This is a genomic window from Synechococcus sp. 63AY4M2 (assembly GCF_002760475.1).
Taxonomy (GTDB): Bacteria; Cyanobacteriota; Cyanobacteriia; order Thermostichales; family Thermostichaceae; genus Thermostichus.
Map to the genome: position 1 here is coordinate 949,777 of NZ_AXUX01000001.1, position 15,831 is coordinate 965,607.

The following is a 15,831-nucleotide window of genomic DNA, read 5'->3' on the forward strand; positions in this document are numbered from 1 at the left end:
TATTCTATGCAGTTCCAGGCCCAGATTCAGATCCACCTGCGCCCCTCGGTACTTGATCCTGCTGGGGCTGCTCTCCAGGCTAGCTTGCATCGGTTAGGGCATACCCAGGTGCAGGGAGTGCGCATTGGCAAACACATCCAACTGCGGCTAGAGGCCCCTGACGCCGAAACTGCCCGAGAGCAGGTGAACGAGCTGTGCGAGCAACTGCTGGCCAATCCGGTCATCGAGACCTATCAAATCCAAGTGGATCCTGTAGAGAGTTGATTGCTCACGCCTAGCCCTCACCACCTTTTTGTTTTCACAGCAAGGGATCCCCATGGCCAAGGTAAGGTTTGGCATTGTCGTTTTCCCCGGTTCCAATTGTGACCGCGACGTGGCCTGGGTAACCCGCGGCCTCTTGGGCTGCCCGACGCGACTCATCTGGCACCGGGAAACCGATTTATCGGGGCTGGATGTGGTGGTGCTGCCAGGGGGCTTCAGCTACGGGGATTATCTACGAGCTGGGGCGCTGGCCCGTTTTGCGCCAGTGATGGGATCCCTGGCCGAGCATGGGGCGCGGGGGGGCTATGTCCTGGGCATTTGCAACGGCTTCCAGATCTTGACAGAAGCCGGTCTGCTGCCGGGGGCGCTGGTGCGCAACGCCAACCTGCACTTTATCTGCGACCGGGTAGGGATCCGCGTGGAGCGGCAAGACCTGCCCTGGACCAGCGCTTACCCTTGCGGAGCCACCCTGACCCTGCCCATCGCCCATGGGGAAGGCCGCTACGTCTGCGATGCCGATACCCTCAAGCAGTTGCAGGACAGGGGGCAGATCGTCTTTCGCTATGCTCCGGTCGCGCCCAATGGCTCGGTGGACAACATCGCCGGCATTTGTGACCCTAGCGGTCGCATCCTCGGCCTGATGCCTCACCCGGAGCGGGCGGCGGATCCCGACTTGCCGGGGCAGGATGGGATCCCCTTTTGGCAGTCCATTGTCCAAAGCCTGGCCGGTTAGCCCTGCTGGGCCTGAGCCAACACCCTGCGCACCTGGTTCACCATCTCCTCGTGATCCACCACCGGCTTGGCGATGTAGCCATTGGCCCCACTTTGAGCCAAAAAGGCCTCGCGGTCGCCCCGCATGGCATGGGCCGTCACCAAAATGATGGGAATGGAGCTGCTTTTGGGATCCCCCTTCAGCAGTTGGGCAATGCGGATCCCGTCCACGGCCTCGCCACGAAAGGTGCTTTGAGAAAGGGAGACATCCAGCAAAATCACGTCCACCTCGTGCGCCTGCGCCAGCCGTAGGATCTCCTCCACATCCTGGCTGTGAAAGACCTCAAACCCGCCTCGCCGCCGCAACACTTTGTCGAAAACGCGGGCGTTAATTGGATCGTCTTCCACCAGCAGCACTGTTGCCATCGCTAACCTGAAGTTGACTTGGTTGCGAACTCGAGCCGCAGCAATCCCCGTAGTTCTGGAAACCATCCCGAAGCAATTCTAGCCATCCCATTCGAGCAGTGGGACAAGAGCTCCCCCTCCAAAATACTGATAACAAATCTCAATAAAGCTCAATAAAGTAGCGCCAGTAGCTACCCCCTCTGCCAGCAGGAGAGGACAGCTACCGTTTTGAAAACAGCTTTGCTGGGTTGCCTGGGGGGTACTCTACCAGCCTGGAACCGAGCGCCCTCTGAAAACAAAACAAAAACAAGGCCGGGGATTTTTCCGGCCTTGTACGGGGTACAACTGCCGTCTCTTTTGGCCGCCTCAACCCACTCAACACTCTCAGCAAGCCGACAACAGCAGCCCCTGGCGCAGGTTACTTCTTCTGAATCCTAGGAGTTTCGCGAAAGGCGACGGCAAAAAACAGAAGGCCCAGCGTCAAAAACAGAATAAAGGTGTAGGTGATGGCTTCCATACCAACCTCCAAATCAGAATCCTAAGGGGGCTTGATTCCAGATTAGCTCAAAGCCGCCAGCACCCCCTCTCCCCAGAGAAACAGAGTGCCGGCGGTCATCCCGCGAGAAAGCCTTACGCTTCTTGCACCTTGCGCGTGGTGGGATCCCCCACTTTCTGGAAGACGCCGAATTCCACCATTTCCTCGCTCATGTTCGGGTCAATACCGGCGAACACATCCCGGAAGAGAGTACGGGCGCCGTGCCAGATGTGCCCGAAGAAGAACAGCAGCGCAAAGACCGCGTGGGCGAAGGTAAACCAACCGCGGGGGCTGGTGTGGAAAGTGCCGTCGGCCTTAGGCGTTTCGCGGTCGAACTCGAAGAGCTGGCCCAACTGAGCCATACGGGCATACTTTTTAACCGTTGGCGGGTCAGTGAACACCTGACCGTCCAGCTTGCCGCCGTAGAACTCCACCGTCACGCCCACCTGCTCAAAGCTGTAGCGTGACTCGGCGCGCCGGAAGGGAATGTCCGCCCGCACCACGCCATCGGCGTCCCGCAGGATGACGGGGAACGTCTCGAAGAAGTTGGGCATGCGTTGCACCGTCAGCTCCCGACTTTCACGGTCCCGGAAGACGGGGTAGCCCAGCCACTCGATAGCAATACCGTCTCCCTTGTTCATCGGACCAGCCCGGAACAAACCACCCTTGGCCGGGCTGTTACCCACGTAATCGTAGAAGAGCAGCGACTTGGGGAGAGAATTGTAGGCCTCGCTGCGGGTCATCCCGGCCTCCATAGCGGCATTGACGCGCCGGTTAATTTCCTGGTTGAAATAGCCGGAGTCCCATTGGTAGCGGGTGGGGCCAAACAGCTCCACAGGAGTGGTGGCACTGCCGTACCACATCGTCCCGGCCACCACAAAGCCGGCAAAAAACACGGCCGCAATCGAGCTGGAGAGCACGCTCTCAATGTTCCCCATGCGCAGAGCCTTGTAGAGGCGTTGGGGTGGGCGTACTGTAATGTGAAACAGGCCGGCAATGATGCCCACGATGCCCGCGGCAATGTGGTGGGCCACCACCCCGCCAGCGTTGTAGGGGTTAAACCCTGCCGGCCCCCACTCCGGCGCCACCGGCTGCACATGCCCTGTCGTCGCGTAGGGGTCGCTGACCCACATCCCTGGGCCAAACACCCCCGTCAGGTGAAAAGCCCCAAAGCCGAAACAAAGGATCCCGGCCAAGAGCAGGTGGATCCCAAAAATCTTCGGCAAGTCCAAAGCCGGCTCGCCGGTACGGGGATCCCGGAACAGCTCCAGATCCCAGTACACCCAGTGCCAGCAGGCGGCCAAAAAGAGCAAGCCAGACAAAACAATGTGAGCAGTGGCTACCCCTTCAAACGTCCAGAAGCCGGGATTGGCCACGCTCTCGCCGTAGATATTCCAGCCGCCCCAGGAGTTGACCACCCCCAGACGCACCATGAATGGCATGACGAACATGCCCTGACGCCACATCGGATTCAGGACAGGATCCGATGGATCGAAAATAGCCGTTTCATACAGCGCCATCGATCCGGCCCAACCTGCCACCAGCGCAGTGTGCATCAGGTGTACCGCGATCAGGCGACCTGGGTCATTTAATACAACGGTGTGGACCCGGTACCACGGTAGTCCCATAAAGCTCGATCCTCCACGTTCTCCAACACTTGCGCGATATCCAGTCAAAAAACTGAAGCCGACATCTTCACCTGGGATCCTTACCTAAGCAGTCTCTTCAGTGTCGAGGGGTGCCGCACCCACCTAACCCAAGAGCGCACCCAGTGAGGACATCGCTCTCAGAATTTTCATCACAGGCATCAAACAGTATAACGAAACGCAACTGACCTGAGCGGCTTCAGGCGGGATGCCCTCTTATCTGCCATCATCTTCCCAGATCTCTCGCCAAAGATTAAAAATATGATTTAAAGTGTAACAATACTTAGCAAACCCTGGAGCTTTCCTGGCTCAATCTGAAAGGTGTCGTGGTTTCGGGCGAGATTATGGCAACGATTCGCTTTGTCAACGAGAATAGAGAGATCGTCGTCGCGGAAGGCGCTAACCTGCGCTTGAAGGCGCTGGAGAACCAGATCGACCTCTACAAGATGATGGCCAAGCTGCTCAACTGCGGCGGCAACGGCCAGTGTGGCACCTGTGTGGTGGAGATTGTCGAGGGAGCCGAGAACCTCTCTCCCCGCACCGAGGCGGAAAACCGCAAGCTCAAGCGCAAGCCCGATACCTATCGTCTCGCCTGCCAGACGAAGGTATTGGGGGATGTTGCGGTGAAGACGAAACCCTAGAGCCGGCTTGGCCGCTTTTGGGCAAGGCGTACCTGAGAATGGTATGCTAGCTGCCAGTTGGGTTTGCGGCGTGTGCAGCTATGGAGACGAACTACCTGGGCCTTTTGGCCACCATTTTGGTTATTCTGGTGCCCTCGATCTTCCTGGTGATCTTGTACGTGCAGACTTCCAGCAAGTCGGAGAGCTGACCTAGGCCCATGAAGGCAAGTCTTACCTCCTGCTGAGGAACCAAGGCTCACAGTCGACGATGACATCCAAAGCTCGACGGGGATCCCCGCTGGAAAAGGGGATCCCTCTACTTTTTGCGCCAAGCTGTCCCTTGGCCGAGGCCCTCTCCACCTGGAGCCCTCCGGCAACGGTTCCTGCCTGTCTGTGTTGCCTGCGAGAAGGTTTCCGCTTCCCTAGCTAGAAATCTATAGCCTTCATCGGAAAACTTGATTTTTGTCTATCCTAGTTTGCCACTAGGATGCCTCTTAAGATTTTTTACAGGATCTCAGTAGGCGATGGGGTCAGGCGGGATTCCTGGCCGTAAGGAGGATTATGAGTTTGGACGGGCTGGTCAGAACCGCGTGGTTAATTCCCCTCTATGCGCTAGTGGCGTGGCTGGGGGCGTTGATTTGGTCCCCTGGGATCACCCGGCGCACCGGCCCCCGACCGGCGGGCTATCTAAATGCGCTGCTGACCTTGGTGGCGTTCTTGCACAGTGTGGGGGCGCTGGTGGCGATTTGGGATCAGCCGGCGCAGGTGATTCGGCTGCCCTGGCTGCAGGTAGGGGATCTGGTGTTGGAGCTGCCGCTGCAGGTTTCATCGCTAACGCTGGGGGCCTGCGCCGTGGTGACGGGGCTAAACCTGGCGGCCCAGATCTACGGCTTTGGCTACATGGAAATGGACTGGGGCTGGGCGCGGTTCTTCTCGCTGCTGGGCCTGTTTGAGGGGGGGATGTGCGCTCTGGCTCTGTGCGACTCTTTGTTTTTCAGCTACGTCATCCTGGAGATTTTGACTCTGGGCACCTACCTGTTGGTGGGCTTTTGGTTTAACCAATCGCTGGTGGTAACTGGGGCCCGGGATGCTTTTCTAACCAAGCGCATCGGCGACCTGTTGCTCTTGATGGGGGTCATCGCCATCTATCCTTTGACGGGATCCTGGGAGTTTGAGGACTTGACGGCTTGGGCAAAGTCGGTGCAGGCAGGAGCTATCTCTGTGGATCCGAACTTGATCGCCTTGGTGGGGCTGGGGTTGCTGGCCGGCCCTGTGGGCAAGTGTGCCCAGTTCCCTCTGCATCTGTGGCTGGATGAGGCGATGGAAGGGCCGATCCCCTCTACGATCTTGCGCAATGCGGTGGTGGTGGGCACAGGAGCTTGGGTGTTGATTCGGCTGCAGCCGCTCTATGAGCTTTCCCCGACGGTGTTGCGGCTGATGCTGGTGATCGGGGGGCTGACGGCAGTGGGGGGATCCCTGGTGGCCCTGGCCCAAATTGATGCCAAGCGGGCCTTGTCCTACCTGGTGAGCGCCTACATGGGCTTGATCTTTGTAGCGGTGGGCACAGGACACACGCAACAGGCCTACCAACTGCTGCTCACCTATGCGCCGGCGATGGCCTTGCTGGTGATGGCGCTGGGCATGGTGATCTGGAACAGCATTACCCAGGATCTGCGCTATCTGGGGGGCTTGTGGTCGCGGCGGCCCATTTCCGGCCTGTGCTTTTTGACGGGGATGGCCGGCATGGTGGCCCTGCCGCCTTTCGGCTCCTTCTGGGTGCTGACGGATCTGTGGCAGCAGTTGGCGCAATCGGGGCAGGGGCTGTGGGCGGCAGTGGTGCTGGTCACCAACGCGGTAACGGCGCTGGGGCTGACGCGGGTATTCGGCCTGGTTTGGGGAGGCAAGCCGCAGCAGATGAGCGAGCGCTCCCCAGAGGTGCACTGGCCGATGATGTTGCCCAGCACGGCCATGATGGGGGTGACGCTGCATGTGCCGATGATTCTGGCGGCCTTGGATCTCTTGCCGGCTCTGCAGGGGATCCCGATTGCGGTGATGGCCGGATCCAGCTTGGCGGGCATCGCGTTGGGAGCCTGGCTGTACCTGCCGCGGGGGCGGCGGCCAGTGGACTGGGCTTTCTTGGCCGACTGGCAGGATCTGCTGGCCAACGACTTCTACACCCCCAAGCTCTACCGCGCCAGCGTGGTGTTTGTGGTGCGCATCATTTCTGAGGTTACGGCCCTCTTTGACCGCTACGTGGTGGACGGCGTGGTGAATTTGACCAGCTTAGTTGTGCTGGCAGGAGGTCAGGTTTTGAAATACACCACCTCCGGCCAGTTGCAGGCCTATGTGCTGACGATTGTGGTGGGGGTGGCCCTGCTGGGCTGGCTAATTCTCTAGGCAGAGGGGGACGGAGTCCTTAAGAAAGAGGGAAAAGACCATGCTGAGTGCCTTGATTGTGTTGCCGATTTTGGGATCCCTGCTGCTGTTCCTGGGCTTGGGAGGGCGCAAGCTGGCGGTGGTCTTGGCCGGGATCCCGTTGGCCATCTCGCTATTTCTGTTTACCCGCTTCGACGTGCAGGCGACCGGCTTTCAGTGGGAGCAGCGGTGGGATTGGATCCCGCAAATCGGGCTGAGCTACTCCCTGGGCTTGGACGGGCTGGCTTTGTTGATGGTGGCCCTGAACGGGCTGCTCACTCTCATCGCCATTTTGACGGCTGAGCCGGAGACCAAGCGGCCCAATCTCTTTTACGGCTGCATTCTGCTGATGAGTGGGTCGGTCAACGGGGCTTTTGCCGCCCAGAACCTGCTGTTGTTTTTCCTCTTTTACGAGCTGGTGCTGATCCCGATCTACTTGCTCATTTCCATCTGGGGCAGCCCCAAGCGGGATTATGCCGCCATCAAGTTTTTGATCTACACCGCTGTTTCCGCCGTCTTCCTGTTGGGGGCGTTTCTGGCCGTCTACTGGCTGGGGGATCCCCATACTTTTGAGCTGGCCGAGATTCGCATCAGCTCCCTGGGCCCCGCTGCCCAAACCCTGGCCCTGTTGGCTTTGATTGTGGCCTTTGGCATCAAGATGCCGCTGGTGCCCTTCCACACCTGGCTGCCCGACGCCTACGGCGAGTCTTCCCCGCCGGTGGCGGTGCTGCTGGGAGGGGTGCTCTCCAAGTTGGGCACCTATGGTCTGTTTCGCTTTGGGCTGCAGTTGTTTCCCCAGGTTTGGGCCGATCTGAGTGGGCTGCTGGCCTGGTGGGGGGCTATTGCTGTGCTGTCGGGGGCTTTGGCGGCCATCGCCCAAAAAGACATCAAGCGCATGGTGGCCTACAGCTCCATCGGCCATATGGGCTACATCCTGCTGGGTATGGCGGCGGCCACGCCGATTAGCCTGACGGGGGCGATGGTGCAGATGGTCTCCCACGGCCTGATTCTGGCGCTGCTGTTTGATCTGGTGGGCCTGGTGGAGCGCAAGGTGGGAACGCGGGATCTGAACGTGCTCAACGGCCTGCTCAATCCTCTGCGCGGCCTGCCCACCGTGAGCGCCCTGTTGATCTTGGGCGGCATGGCCAGCGCCGGGATCCCGGGCTTGGTGGGCTTTGTGGCCGAGTTTTTGATCTTCCAGGGCAGCTACCAAGATTTTCCGTTGCCCACGTTGCTCAGCATCTGCGGCACCGGCTTGACGGCGGTGTATTTTGTGATTTTGCTCAACCGCACCTGCTTCGGCAAATTGGACAACCGCACCGCCTACTACCCCCGGGTGCAAGGTTGGGAGCGGATCCCGGGCTTTCTTTTAACTGCCTTGATCGTCTGGTTTGGGATCCAGCCCATGAACCTGGTGAAATGGCCCCAAACCTTGGCCTTTACTCTATCCACCCAGGTGGCTCAAGCCCAGACGCTTGTCATCGCGGAAGCCGAACATTCTTCTCCCTCCAGTTTGCTGCAGGGATCCCTGATGGACAACGCAAGCTCATGACTTTCTCCCCTAGCCGAAGGCAGTGAAGAGTTGGAGACTTTTTCCATGACGACGACCCTGGTTACGCCCAAGCTCCCCCCTTCCACCCATCCCTTTGCCGAGGTGGTGCATCGCCTCGAGGCAGGGGGATCGATGCTGCCGGATACGCCGGAAAACCTGATGCAAATTATCGGCCTCTACAAAGCCTATGCGGTGCCGATGGACTTTTACTGGCGCGATCTGCTCTACATTGCCGAGCAGGTGTTTGTGGATCCCTTGCCCTTTTTTAAGTTCATCATTCCCGAAGAATATTTGAAGCTGGCCAACCACTACGCGGGGGATAATGCCGATTTGCGCATTTGGCGCGGCCCCGCTACGGCCCACCCGGAACTGCTGGAGTTCATGGAAAAAGGGGAGCTCAAGCGCAAGCTGCCGCGGATTTTGCATCACCTTTGGCATGACCGCATCAACATGGAATTTGCCGAAGAATGTATGCGGGCCATGCTCTGGCACCGGGATATGGGGGGCCTGCTGGATCCCTATATGGATTCGGAAGAATACAAGCAAAATGCCGACCGCGCCATCCGCGCCTACTGCCAGGGCAACCCCCTTTTGACCGGCCTGTACAAGCTCTTTCCAGACATGTTTCTGGAACTCTGCCGCCAGGCCACCATGTATTCGGTGCTGGGCCTGTTTTGGGAGGTGATGGCCCCCGTCTTTTTTGAGATGAGCGATCTCTACGACGAGGGCAAAATTACCAGCGTGCCGGAGGCGATGAACTTTTTGGTTAACGGGATCTTCGCCGTTGCCGGGCGGCCCATTTATCACCGGGTGCGCATTCGAGGAGAGTGGTACGACATTGTGCCCAAATCCAAAGGATTCACTTGGCTATACGAGGCGGCTTTCCCCTATGTGGAAGCGGTGTTTTATCGCACCTCTCCCTTCCGCGGCACCAAGTCCTACAACGCCCAAGCCAACGAAGTTCCCACCAACCAATTGGATTTCCACTACGGGGTTCTCTACGCCGATAAGTTTCCGGTGGGCAGTGCCGGGATCCCGCCGACCCTTTTGCACCAGGATATGTACCACTTTTTGCCCCAGTATTTGGTGGAGTATTACCGCAAGCATTGCCGTGGTGAAGACGACATGCTGATCCAGCTTGGGATCAGCTTCCAGCGCTCCATGTACAACGTTACTTCAGCCGTGATCCAGGCGGGGAGAGCCGCTTTCTTGTATCCTCTGGACGATCCCAACCCGCGGCATTTGATGATGAACCGCCGTTATTTTGAGGGACAGCTCAATCGCTTCACCCGACCGGAATACGGCATCCGCGAGGCAGCCCGCCTCTCCTATATTCAGGATCAAAACTACCGCTAGTTGAGGACAATTACGCCGATTTCAGGTGGTCGGTTTTGGCTTTCCCTTTTCCCGATCCTGCTTGGACCCAACTGCTCTTCTGAACCTGCCGTCCAGACCTTTATTCCCACTTCAGCAAAACAAGGATCTTGGCCATGCCTGATATTGTCGATATTGCAGTTTCTGCTGAGGGTTTTTCCACCTTGGTTACAGCCGTGAAGGCGGCAAACTTGGTGGATACTTTGAAAGGCCCTGGCCCTTTCACTGTTTTTGCGCCCACCGATGCGGCTTTTGCCAAGTTGCCCCCCGGCACCGTCACCACCCTAGTGCAAAACATCCCCCAATTGACTCGCATTTTGTGTTACCACGTGGTGCCCGGTCGCCTGAAAAAGGCGGATTTGGCCAAGTACCAGCGTGTAGGCTCGGTAGAGGGATCCCCCATCGATTTGTTTATCGAGGGGGACGTGTTTGAGGTGAACAATGCCACCGTTATCCAGGCGGATATCGAGGCGGACAACGGCATCATTCACGTCATCGACACCGTGATCCTGATGCGCCCCCACTGGTTCTGGCCGATCATGCTCTCGGGAGAAACAGGGAAAAGCGAGGGCCAAAGCTTGGCTAGCGACCGCAGAGTCGATACACCGGCAAGGTGAAATGAAAACTGCTGCCCTTGCCCAGGATCGATTCCACCCAAATCTGGCCATAGTGGGCGCGCACGATGCGACGGCAAAGGGAAAGGCCAATGCCATAGCCTTCCTGCTGTTGGTCGCGGGATAGGCGCACCGCATCGGAGAAGATGTTCTCTTGCTCGGCTTCCGGGATCCCAGGGCCGGTGTCGCTGACGGTCACCTGTACCTTTTGGCTGGTGCGGTGGAGGATGTTGAGGCGGATGGATCCCCCGGCGGGAGTGTACTTGATGGCATTGTCCAACAGGTTGAAAATAACCTGGCGGATCTTGTCGGGATCCACGTGAACTGTGGGCAGATCCACCGGAATATCGGCTTGAAACTGCAATTGCTTGGCTTGGATGCGAGGCAGTAGCTCCTCGATCACTGGCTGGCATAGGCTGGCCAACTGAGTTTCCACGGCTCGAATCCGCAGCTCCGAGGCACTGCCACGGGCCGACTCGAGAATATCGGTGATCATGCTGTCCATCTTGCGCAATTGCTGGCGGGCATGCTCGAACAACTGCCGCTCCACCGCCTTGTCCAGGGATCCTTCTCGCCCTTGCTGTAGGGTTTCGACCGCCAGGGCTGTAGCCGTCAGGGGGCTGCGCAAATCGTGCACCAGCATGGCCAGAACGCGGTCTTTGAAGTCCAACTGCTCCCGCAGTTGGGCGCGCTCCTGGCGCAGCGAAAACACCTCTTCCGACATTTGCAACAACGCCTCGGTGGTCGGGGGAGGAGCAGGATCTTGACCCGCCTCTTCCTGGTAGGAAACCAAAGCCGCCTGACCCTGCCAGCGGGGCCACCACACTTCCAACTGCGTCGCCAGATCTTCGCCCGCCAAGACCTGAGCCGGCAGGGGTTCTGCTTTCACCAAGGCTGGCGTCACCACCAACTTGTAGTGCTCTGCTAGGTAGGGGTGCTCCTCCAGCGGTACCACCTTCAGATGGGCAGGATGCTGGCCCGGCAGCCCCTGGATGTGCCGACGCAATTGCTCCGCCAGTTCCTCGATATTGGCTCGACCCTGAGCAAACAACAGCAGGCGAATGCCAGAACGGGTGGAGGTGCGATCTAGCGAAGTTTGCATAGGCAAAAGTCCCAAGGGCCAAAGATGAGGTCTGCAGCAGCAGAGGTTGCCGCCAACGAAACCCGGCTCCCTCGCTGCCCGTCCTTTACCTTCCTAACACTTAACTTTGGGAAAAGTTTAGGAGGGAACATCAAAGGCAGTGAAACTCAGTGAAACAGATACGCCAGCCCTACCAACACTGCCAGCAACCCCGCTGTTGTCAGAGTGAAGTGCAGGAGGGAGGTTTTGCCTTTACGCACCATGTTGCGCATGGCCAGGCGGGTATAGCTCACCTGAGGCGAGGATCCCTTCTCAACAGGGGTGGAGCTGACAGGAGAGGGCTGCGACATCGGGATGGCCGGAACAAAAGCTGAACACTACCTTTAACCTAGCCCAATCCACCCCTCTTGATAAATACCCCCTGCCCCCCAGGGCGCTGGCTCAGTCAAACCGGCAAGGGATCCGCAGGCACTGCTGCAACAGCTCCTGGTAATCCCGTCCGTCCATGAGAAAAGCCCCAAAGCGAGCCAGGTGCGGGTTCATCAACTGGGCGTCAAAAAGGCGAAAGCCCCGCTCCCGCAGGTGTTCCACCAGCTTGACCAGCGCCACCTTCGAAGCGTTGGGAATGCGGTAAAACATCGATTCGCCGATAAAGGCCGCCCCCAAAGCAATGCCCAGGATCCCGCCTGCTAGGGTGTCTCCCTGCCAGGTTTCAAAGCTGTGGGCAAACCCCGCTTGGTGCAGGGCAAGGTAGATCTGCTTTAATTCCGAGCTAATCCAAGTTTGGGGGCGAGCGGCACAGCCCTCCACCACTTGCTCAAAAGCGCCGTTGATCCGCACCTGAAAGCAACTGCCGCGCACCAAAGGCCGCAGCGAACGGGGACAGTGAAACCGCTCGTCCAAAGGGATCAGCGCGTGCTGCTCGGTGCCATACCAGGCCAGGGATCCGGTTTCTTCGTCCGCCATGAGGAAGTAGCCCTGGGCATATCCGGTCAGAATAGCGCCTATATCTACCTGCATGCTGTCTCTGCGCCTCTCAAGATTGCCATTCCGGCGAGAGGCTGGCAAAGTCTCCCGCATCGACCTTGGGGTGACAATCCACACAGCCGCTCACCCGCACTGGGTTGGGAAAGTCTACTTGCGGGTGCAAAGCGCGGAAGTAGCGAGACTCGGCCAGGCGATAGGGCACCGGTTCCCCTTGGCGCAGGGGACGGGAATTAGGCCGCAAATAGCCCCAAGCCAGTTGTAAAGCCACGCCGGTCAGGGGCTGGATCTGCTGGCCGTAGTGGTTGGGATCCTGTAGCAGCCGTCGCCAGGTTTCGGTGGGCAACACCTGAGCGGGCAGCGCCACATGGCAAGTGCCGCAACTGCGCACGTATTGGGCCTGCTCCAACTGGGCCTGGGTGAGGCTTTGCTGCGCTTGCGTCAGGGATCCCATCAATCCGACCAGAAGGACGATCAGGCCAAAAAGCCAAAATCGCCGCTGTCGCTTTCTCAAGGGAGCCATGCTCTCACACCAAGGTCAATGCTTTCCCAATTTAGACCAGCCCGCGAAAGATCCAGGCCCAGTTCCTGGAATTGGCTTGGCCTATCTTTGCAGAAACTCCAGAAAATCCCGCCACCAATTGCAGATCCCTTGCCACATCCGCAGCATTTCTTGGCGTATCTCTCCCGTTTCCTCCTGCAGCTAAGCCGGGCGGAGCTCGATAGCACCGCTGCGCCTGTCAAAGCGAGCCAGAGCTCCTCGGGGAGCCAGCATCAGTTTCTGCGATCAGCACCTCGTGCTTTTGCACAATTCAGTTCAGCGCTTTCAGCTCCTTGCCCAGGGTTTGAGCGGTGCTGGACAGGCTGGATAGCATCAGTGGCAGCCTAGTTTTTGGACTCTCTCTCCGACAAGAGCAGGTCGCAGCCAAATCCGGCTGGGTCTAAAATAGCGGGGCTGCGGACTCTCCCTCGAGTTTTTCGTATGGACTTGCCTAACCTCCTCTGGCCAGACCCCGGCGAGATCCCGGCTCCTCCCCAGCCGGGGATCCTGGGCATCTTGGCTTCCGGCAACGGCAGCAACTTCGAGGCCATCGCCCAAGCCATCGATGCTGGCGAGCTACGGGCGCAAATTGCCGTCGTGATCACCAACAATCCAGACGCCTACGTGCGGCAGCGGGCGCGGCGAAGAGGGATCCCTTGTATTCTGCTCAACCATCGGCACTATGCCAGCCGGGAGGCGCTGGACGCGGCCATCTTGCAAGTGCTCCAGGAGTATCAGGTGGAGTGGGTGATCATGGCCGGCTGGATGCGTTTGGTGACCCAAGTGTTGCTGTCTGCCTATCCGGAGCGGGTTTTAAACCTCCACCCCAGCCTCTTGCCCAGCTTCAAGGGCCTGCGGGCGGTGGAGCAGGCGCTGGAGTACGGCGTGAAAATCACCGGCTGCACCGTCCACCGGGTCACGTTGGAAATGGATAGCGGCCCCATTGTGGCGCAAGCAGCCGTACCGGTTTTGCCGGAAGATACGGTGGAATCCCTTTACCGGCGCATCCAGGCCCAGGAACACCGCCTCTACCCGCTGGCCATCCGCCTCTGTTTGGCCGAGGGATCCCGCCTCCCCAAGTTCTCGGAGAAGCTGCACAATTGAGGGTGAGCCCGCCGCTGGCGCCCCCTATGGCCGAAATCTCGCCGTTGCTCGTTTTCGACAGCTCTGCGATCCTGGCCGGTCGCCCGGCTCTGTGGCAGGAATGGGCCCGTTTTGGGGTGTGTGTGCTGCCCCAGGCGGTGATGGCGGAGCTAGAACGCCTAACCCGACAGGCCATCGACCCCCAAGAAGAATCGACAGCGCGCGCCTTCTTGCGCCACTGGCCCCGTTTGGGATTTGCCGTCTCAGAAGCCCGCGCCCTGGTGGGTGAAGTCAACGCCGGCGAGCAGTCGCTGCGAGTCCGCCTAGAGCAGGCCATTGCCGAGTGTGCCTATGCCCTGGCCCAACAGCAGCCGGGATCCCTGGTGGTGGTGGTGAGCAACGACCGACCCTTGGTCGAGCGAGTGCAGGGGCTGGGCCTTGCCAACCTCTGTGCCATCTCTCTGGCCGAGCTCAACCGGTGGATGCGCCAGCGCCCCCAGGCTGTGGCTATGGCTTGGAAGCGGCTGCCAGGGCCTCCCATTCCCGCTGCTCCGTTGCCCCCCTCCCCAACTTCTGCAAAACCACCCTCCCCCGCTCAAAAGGGCTCCCGACCTGTTCAACGGAGATCTCAGGTTGGATTCGCCTGGAAAAGCGTGCAAAACTCCCTGGCGCTGCTGCTGGCTTTGGCTTTCTTCTCGGCAGCAGGGTTGCTGGCCTGGCGTTTGTTGGATCCCACGGGGAGCGAAGGGATCTGGCGGCGGCTGCCCCTGTCTCGGACCCTTGGCTGCGCGATCTCTAGCCGCTTTGGCCGAAAGAGCCCCCGCAGACCTATGCTAGGATGAGGGCTTGCTGAAAACCCGGATCCCGCCCCATGACGGAAACGGCTGACCTTTGGCCCCAGCTTTTGGGACAGTTGCTGGAGCGGCAATCTCTGAGCGAAGCCCAAGCCGAACAGTTGATGAACGGCTGGCTGCACAACCAAGTGCCGGATGTGGTGTCGGGAGCGATTTTGGCGGCCCTGCAAGCCAAGGGGGTCAGCGCCAGTGAACTGGCCGGCATGGCGCGGGTGCTGCAGCGAGCTTCCCTGGGATCCCCCCTGGATCTGCCCCTGTTGGTGGATACTTGCGGCACCGGGGGAGATGGGGCCGGCACGTTTAACATTTCCACTGCTGTGGCCTTCGTGGTCAGCGCTGCCGGGATCCCAGTCGTGAAGCACGGCAACCGCTCTGCTTCTGGCAAGGTTGGCTCGGCGGACGTGCTGGAGGCGTTGGGGGTGAACCTGAGCGCTGAGCCAGAGCAAGTGCGGGCGGCGGTGGCGGAAGTGGGCATCACCTTTCTCTTTGCCCCCCACTGGCACCCGGCCATGCGGGCGGTGATCCCCTACCGCCGCGCCCTTAAAGTTCGCACTGTCTTTAATCTCTTGGGGCCCCTGGTCAATCCCCTCTATCCCAACCGCCAGGTGATCGGGGTTTATGCCCCGGAGCTGGTGCCGGTGATGGCCGAGGCCTTGCGTCTGTTGGGGCGGGAAAGGGCCGTGGTGTTGCACAGCCGCGAAGGTCTGGACGAGGCCGGGTTGGATCAGCCCACCGATCTGGGCATCCTTTCCGGTGGGCTGGTACGAACAGAAGTTTTGAACCCGCGAGATTACGATCTTACGCCCGCACCTGTCCAGGCCCTCCAGGGGGGGAACTTGGCGGAAAATGCCGCCATCCTCGCCCAAGTTCTCCAAGGATCCGGAGCGCCTGCCCAGCGGGATGTGGTGGCCCTCAATGCCGCTTTGGCCCTGCAGGTGGCCGGAGCCGTTCCCGATTGGGGATCCGGAATTGCCCAAGCGCGGGAGATCCTTGCCAGCGGCGCTGCCTGGGATCGCCTGCAAAAGCTGGTCAATTTTCTGGCTTCGTGACGTACTCCCGCACTCATGCTGACGCATAGAGTGCGGGCTTCCCAGTGACTCCTGCCCAATAGCAGGACATTTCCTGAGCTTGAAGAACGGGACGCCCCACCGCTCT

The 15,831-nt window shown here is 59.5% G+C and carries 18 protein-coding genes; 11 read left to right on the forward strand and 7 right to left on the reverse strand.

All coding sequences use genetic code 11. The features are described from left to right. Nucleotides 1-6: 6 nt before the first annotated feature. Together purS and purQ are read left to right on the forward strand one after the other, a co-directional pair. The gene (gene purS, locus SYN63AY4M2_RS04200; protein ID WP_011429545.1) at nucleotides 7-264 is read left to right on the forward strand and encodes a phosphoribosylformylglycinamidine synthase subunit PurS; all 258 of its coding nucleotides are present in this window, start codon (nucleotides 7-9) and stop codon (nucleotides 262-264) included. A 52-nt stretch (nucleotides 265-316) separates the two neighbouring features. Then, nucleotides 317-994, forward strand: a complete 678-nt coding sequence (gene purQ, locus SYN63AY4M2_RS04205) for a phosphoribosylformylglycinamidine synthase subunit PurQ (RefSeq protein WP_011429544.1) — start codon at nucleotides 317-319, stop codon at nucleotides 992-994. Here purQ and SYN63AY4M2_RS04210 read toward each other — a convergent pair. The 3 genes from SYN63AY4M2_RS04210 to psbB all read right to left on the reverse strand — a co-directional run bounded on the left by SYN63AY4M2_RS04210 (nucleotide 991) and on the right by psbB (nucleotide 3,540). Further along, nucleotides 991-1,398, reverse strand: coding sequence for a response regulator (locus SYN63AY4M2_RS04210; RefSeq protein ID WP_011429543.1), 408 nt, complete (start codon nucleotides 1,396-1,398; stop codon nucleotides 991-993). The genes purQ and SYN63AY4M2_RS04210 overlap by 4 nt on opposite strands. Before the next feature lie 397 nt (nucleotides 1,399-1,795). Next, a complete protein-coding gene (locus SYN63AY4M2_RS04215) occupies nucleotides 1,796-1,894 on the reverse strand; it encodes a photosystem II reaction center protein T (RefSeq protein ID WP_011429542.1) in 99 nt (32 codons plus the stop codon). A gap of 113 nt (nucleotides 1,895-2,007) precedes the next feature. Continuing rightward, nucleotides 2,008-3,540, reverse strand: coding sequence for a photosystem II chlorophyll-binding protein CP47 (gene psbB, locus SYN63AY4M2_RS04220; RefSeq protein ID WP_011429541.1), 1,533 nt, complete (start codon nucleotides 3,538-3,540; stop codon nucleotides 2,008-2,010). Between the two features lie 362 nt (nucleotides 3,541-3,902). Here psbB and SYN63AY4M2_RS04225 point away from each other — a divergent pair, with 362 nt between their 5' ends. From SYN63AY4M2_RS04225 to SYN63AY4M2_RS04250, 6 genes are all read left to right on the forward strand, one after another. Next, nucleotides 3,903-4,199 carry a 2Fe-2S iron-sulfur cluster-binding protein gene (locus SYN63AY4M2_RS04225; RefSeq protein WP_011429540.1) on the forward strand — a complete coding sequence of 99 codons (297 nt, stop codon included), beginning with the start codon at nucleotides 3,903-3,905 and terminating at the stop codon, nucleotides 4,197-4,199. A gap of 80 nt (nucleotides 4,200-4,279) precedes the next feature. Further along, a complete protein-coding gene (gene psbM / locus SYN63AY4M2_RS04230) occupies nucleotides 4,280-4,387 on the forward strand; it encodes a photosystem II reaction center protein PsbM (RefSeq protein WP_011429539.1) in 108 nt (35 codons plus the stop codon). A 352-nt stretch (nucleotides 4,388-4,739) separates the two neighbouring features. Further along, nucleotides 4,740-6,575: an NAD(P)H-quinone oxidoreductase subunit F gene (locus SYN63AY4M2_RS04235; protein WP_011429537.1), complete on the forward strand. Its 1,836-nt coding sequence runs from the start codon at nucleotides 4,740-4,742 to the stop codon at nucleotides 6,573-6,575. Nucleotides 6,576-6,615: 40 nt separating this feature from the next. Next, on the forward strand, nucleotides 6,616-8,145 hold the full coding sequence (locus SYN63AY4M2_RS04240) for an NADH-quinone oxidoreductase subunit M (RefSeq protein ID WP_099887229.1): 1,530 nt from the start codon (nucleotides 6,616-6,618) through the stop codon (nucleotides 8,143-8,145). A 45-nt stretch (nucleotides 8,146-8,190) separates the two neighbouring features. After that, nucleotides 8,191-9,501, forward strand: coding sequence for a CO2 hydration protein (locus SYN63AY4M2_RS04245; protein WP_099812397.1), 1,311 nt, complete (start codon nucleotides 8,191-8,193; stop codon nucleotides 9,499-9,501). A 134-nt stretch (nucleotides 9,502-9,635) separates the two neighbouring features. Beyond that, nucleotides 9,636-10,136 (forward strand): fasciclin domain-containing protein, encoded by a 501-nt coding sequence (locus tag SYN63AY4M2_RS04250; RefSeq protein ID WP_011429534.1) that lies wholly within the window; start codon nucleotides 9,636-9,638, stop codon nucleotides 10,134-10,136. Here the strand turns inward: SYN63AY4M2_RS04250 and SYN63AY4M2_RS04255 are convergent. The 4 genes from SYN63AY4M2_RS04255 to SYN63AY4M2_RS04270 form a co-directional block, all read right to left on the reverse strand. Further along, a complete protein-coding gene (locus SYN63AY4M2_RS04255; protein WP_011429533.1) occupies nucleotides 10,102-11,235 on the reverse strand; it encodes a histidine kinase in 1,134 nt (377 codons plus the stop codon). The genes SYN63AY4M2_RS04250 and SYN63AY4M2_RS04255 overlap by 35 nt on opposite strands. A gap of 146 nt (nucleotides 11,236-11,381) precedes the next feature. Then, the gene (locus SYN63AY4M2_RS04260) at nucleotides 11,382-11,564 is read right to left on the reverse strand and encodes a DUF3285 domain-containing protein (RefSeq protein ID WP_011429532.1); all 183 of its coding nucleotides are present in this window, start codon (nucleotides 11,562-11,564) and stop codon (nucleotides 11,382-11,384) included. A gap of 91 nt (nucleotides 11,565-11,655) precedes the next feature. Continuing rightward, nucleotides 11,656-12,234 carry a leucyl/phenylalanyl-tRNA--protein transferase gene (aat, locus tag SYN63AY4M2_RS04265; protein ID WP_011429531.1) on the reverse strand — a complete coding sequence of 193 codons (579 nt, stop codon included), beginning with the start codon at nucleotides 12,232-12,234 and terminating at the stop codon, nucleotides 11,656-11,658. Between the two features lie 16 nt (nucleotides 12,235-12,250). Next, nucleotides 12,251-12,721 carry a hypothetical protein gene (locus tag SYN63AY4M2_RS04270; protein ID WP_011429530.1) on the reverse strand — a complete coding sequence of 157 codons (471 nt, stop codon included), beginning with the start codon at nucleotides 12,719-12,721 and terminating at the stop codon, nucleotides 12,251-12,253. Nucleotides 12,722-13,180: 459 nt separating this feature from the next. Here SYN63AY4M2_RS04270 and purN point away from each other — a divergent pair, with 459 nt between their 5' ends. From purN to trpD, 3 genes are read left to right on the forward strand one after another with little or no spacing between them, the layout of a single operon-like run. Beyond that, nucleotides 13,181-13,843: a phosphoribosylglycinamide formyltransferase gene (gene purN / locus SYN63AY4M2_RS04275; RefSeq protein WP_011429529.1), complete on the forward strand. Its 663-nt coding sequence runs from the start codon at nucleotides 13,181-13,183 to the stop codon at nucleotides 13,841-13,843. A 26-nt stretch (nucleotides 13,844-13,869) separates the two neighbouring features. Beyond that, nucleotides 13,870-14,664: a PIN domain-containing protein gene (locus tag SYN63AY4M2_RS04280; protein ID WP_099812399.1), complete on the forward strand. Its 795-nt coding sequence runs from the start codon at nucleotides 13,870-13,872 to the stop codon at nucleotides 14,662-14,664. Between the two features lie 29 nt (nucleotides 14,665-14,693). Then, nucleotides 14,694-15,725 carry an anthranilate phosphoribosyltransferase gene (gene trpD, locus SYN63AY4M2_RS04285; RefSeq protein WP_011429527.1) on the forward strand — a complete coding sequence of 344 codons (1,032 nt, stop codon included), beginning with the start codon at nucleotides 14,694-14,696 and terminating at the stop codon, nucleotides 15,723-15,725. Nucleotides 15,726-15,831 lie beyond the last annotated feature (106 nt).

Excerpts from the sequence above, each read along its gene's own strand:
- purS (WP_011429545.1), top strand. The coding sequence starts at position 7 with ATGCAGTTCCAGGCCCAGATTCAGATCCACCTGCGCCCCTCGGTACTT.
- purQ (WP_011429544.1), top strand. The coding sequence starts at position 317 with ATGGCCAAGGTAAGGTTTGGCATTGTCGTTTTCCCCGGTTCCAATTGT.
- SYN63AY4M2_RS04210 (WP_011429543.1), bottom strand. The coding sequence starts at position 1,398 with ATGGCAACAGTGCTGCTGGTGGAAGACGATCCAATTAACGCCCGCGTT.
- SYN63AY4M2_RS04215 (WP_011429542.1), bottom strand. The coding sequence starts at position 1,894 with ATGGAAGCCATCACCTACACCTTTATTCTGTTTTTGACGCTGGGCCTT.
- psbB (WP_011429541.1), bottom strand. The coding sequence starts at position 3,540 with ATGGGACTACCGTGGTACCGGGTCCACACCGTTGTATTAAATGACCCA.
- SYN63AY4M2_RS04225 (WP_011429540.1), top strand. The coding sequence starts at position 3,903 with ATGGCAACGATTCGCTTTGTCAACGAGAATAGAGAGATCGTCGTCGCG.
- psbM (WP_011429539.1), top strand. The coding sequence starts at position 4,280 with ATGGAGACGAACTACCTGGGCCTTTTGGCCACCATTTTGGTTATTCTG.
- SYN63AY4M2_RS04235 (WP_011429537.1), top strand. The coding sequence starts at position 4,740 with ATGAGTTTGGACGGGCTGGTCAGAACCGCGTGGTTAATTCCCCTCTAT.
- SYN63AY4M2_RS04240 (WP_099887229.1), top strand. The coding sequence starts at position 6,616 with ATGCTGAGTGCCTTGATTGTGTTGCCGATTTTGGGATCCCTGCTGCTG.
- SYN63AY4M2_RS04245 (WP_099812397.1), top strand. The coding sequence starts at position 8,191 with ATGACGACGACCCTGGTTACGCCCAAGCTCCCCCCTTCCACCCATCCC.
- SYN63AY4M2_RS04250 (WP_011429534.1), top strand. The coding sequence starts at position 9,636 with ATGCCTGATATTGTCGATATTGCAGTTTCTGCTGAGGGTTTTTCCACC.
- SYN63AY4M2_RS04255 (WP_011429533.1), bottom strand. The coding sequence starts at position 11,235 with ATGCAAACTTCGCTAGATCGCACCTCCACCCGTTCTGGCATTCGCCTG.
- SYN63AY4M2_RS04260 (WP_011429532.1), bottom strand. The coding sequence starts at position 11,564 with ATGTCGCAGCCCTCTCCTGTCAGCTCCACCCCTGTTGAGAAGGGATCC.
- aat (WP_011429531.1), bottom strand. The coding sequence starts at position 12,234 with ATGCAGGTAGATATAGGCGCTATTCTGACCGGATATGCCCAGGGCTAC.
- SYN63AY4M2_RS04270 (WP_011429530.1), bottom strand. The coding sequence starts at position 12,721 with ATGGCTCCCTTGAGAAAGCGACAGCGGCGATTTTGGCTTTTTGGCCTG.
- purN (WP_011429529.1), top strand. The coding sequence starts at position 13,181 with ATGGACTTGCCTAACCTCCTCTGGCCAGACCCCGGCGAGATCCCGGCT.
- SYN63AY4M2_RS04280 (WP_099812399.1), top strand. The coding sequence starts at position 13,870 with ATGGCCGAAATCTCGCCGTTGCTCGTTTTCGACAGCTCTGCGATCCTG.
- trpD (WP_011429527.1), top strand. The coding sequence starts at position 14,694 with ATGACGGAAACGGCTGACCTTTGGCCCCAGCTTTTGGGACAGTTGCTG.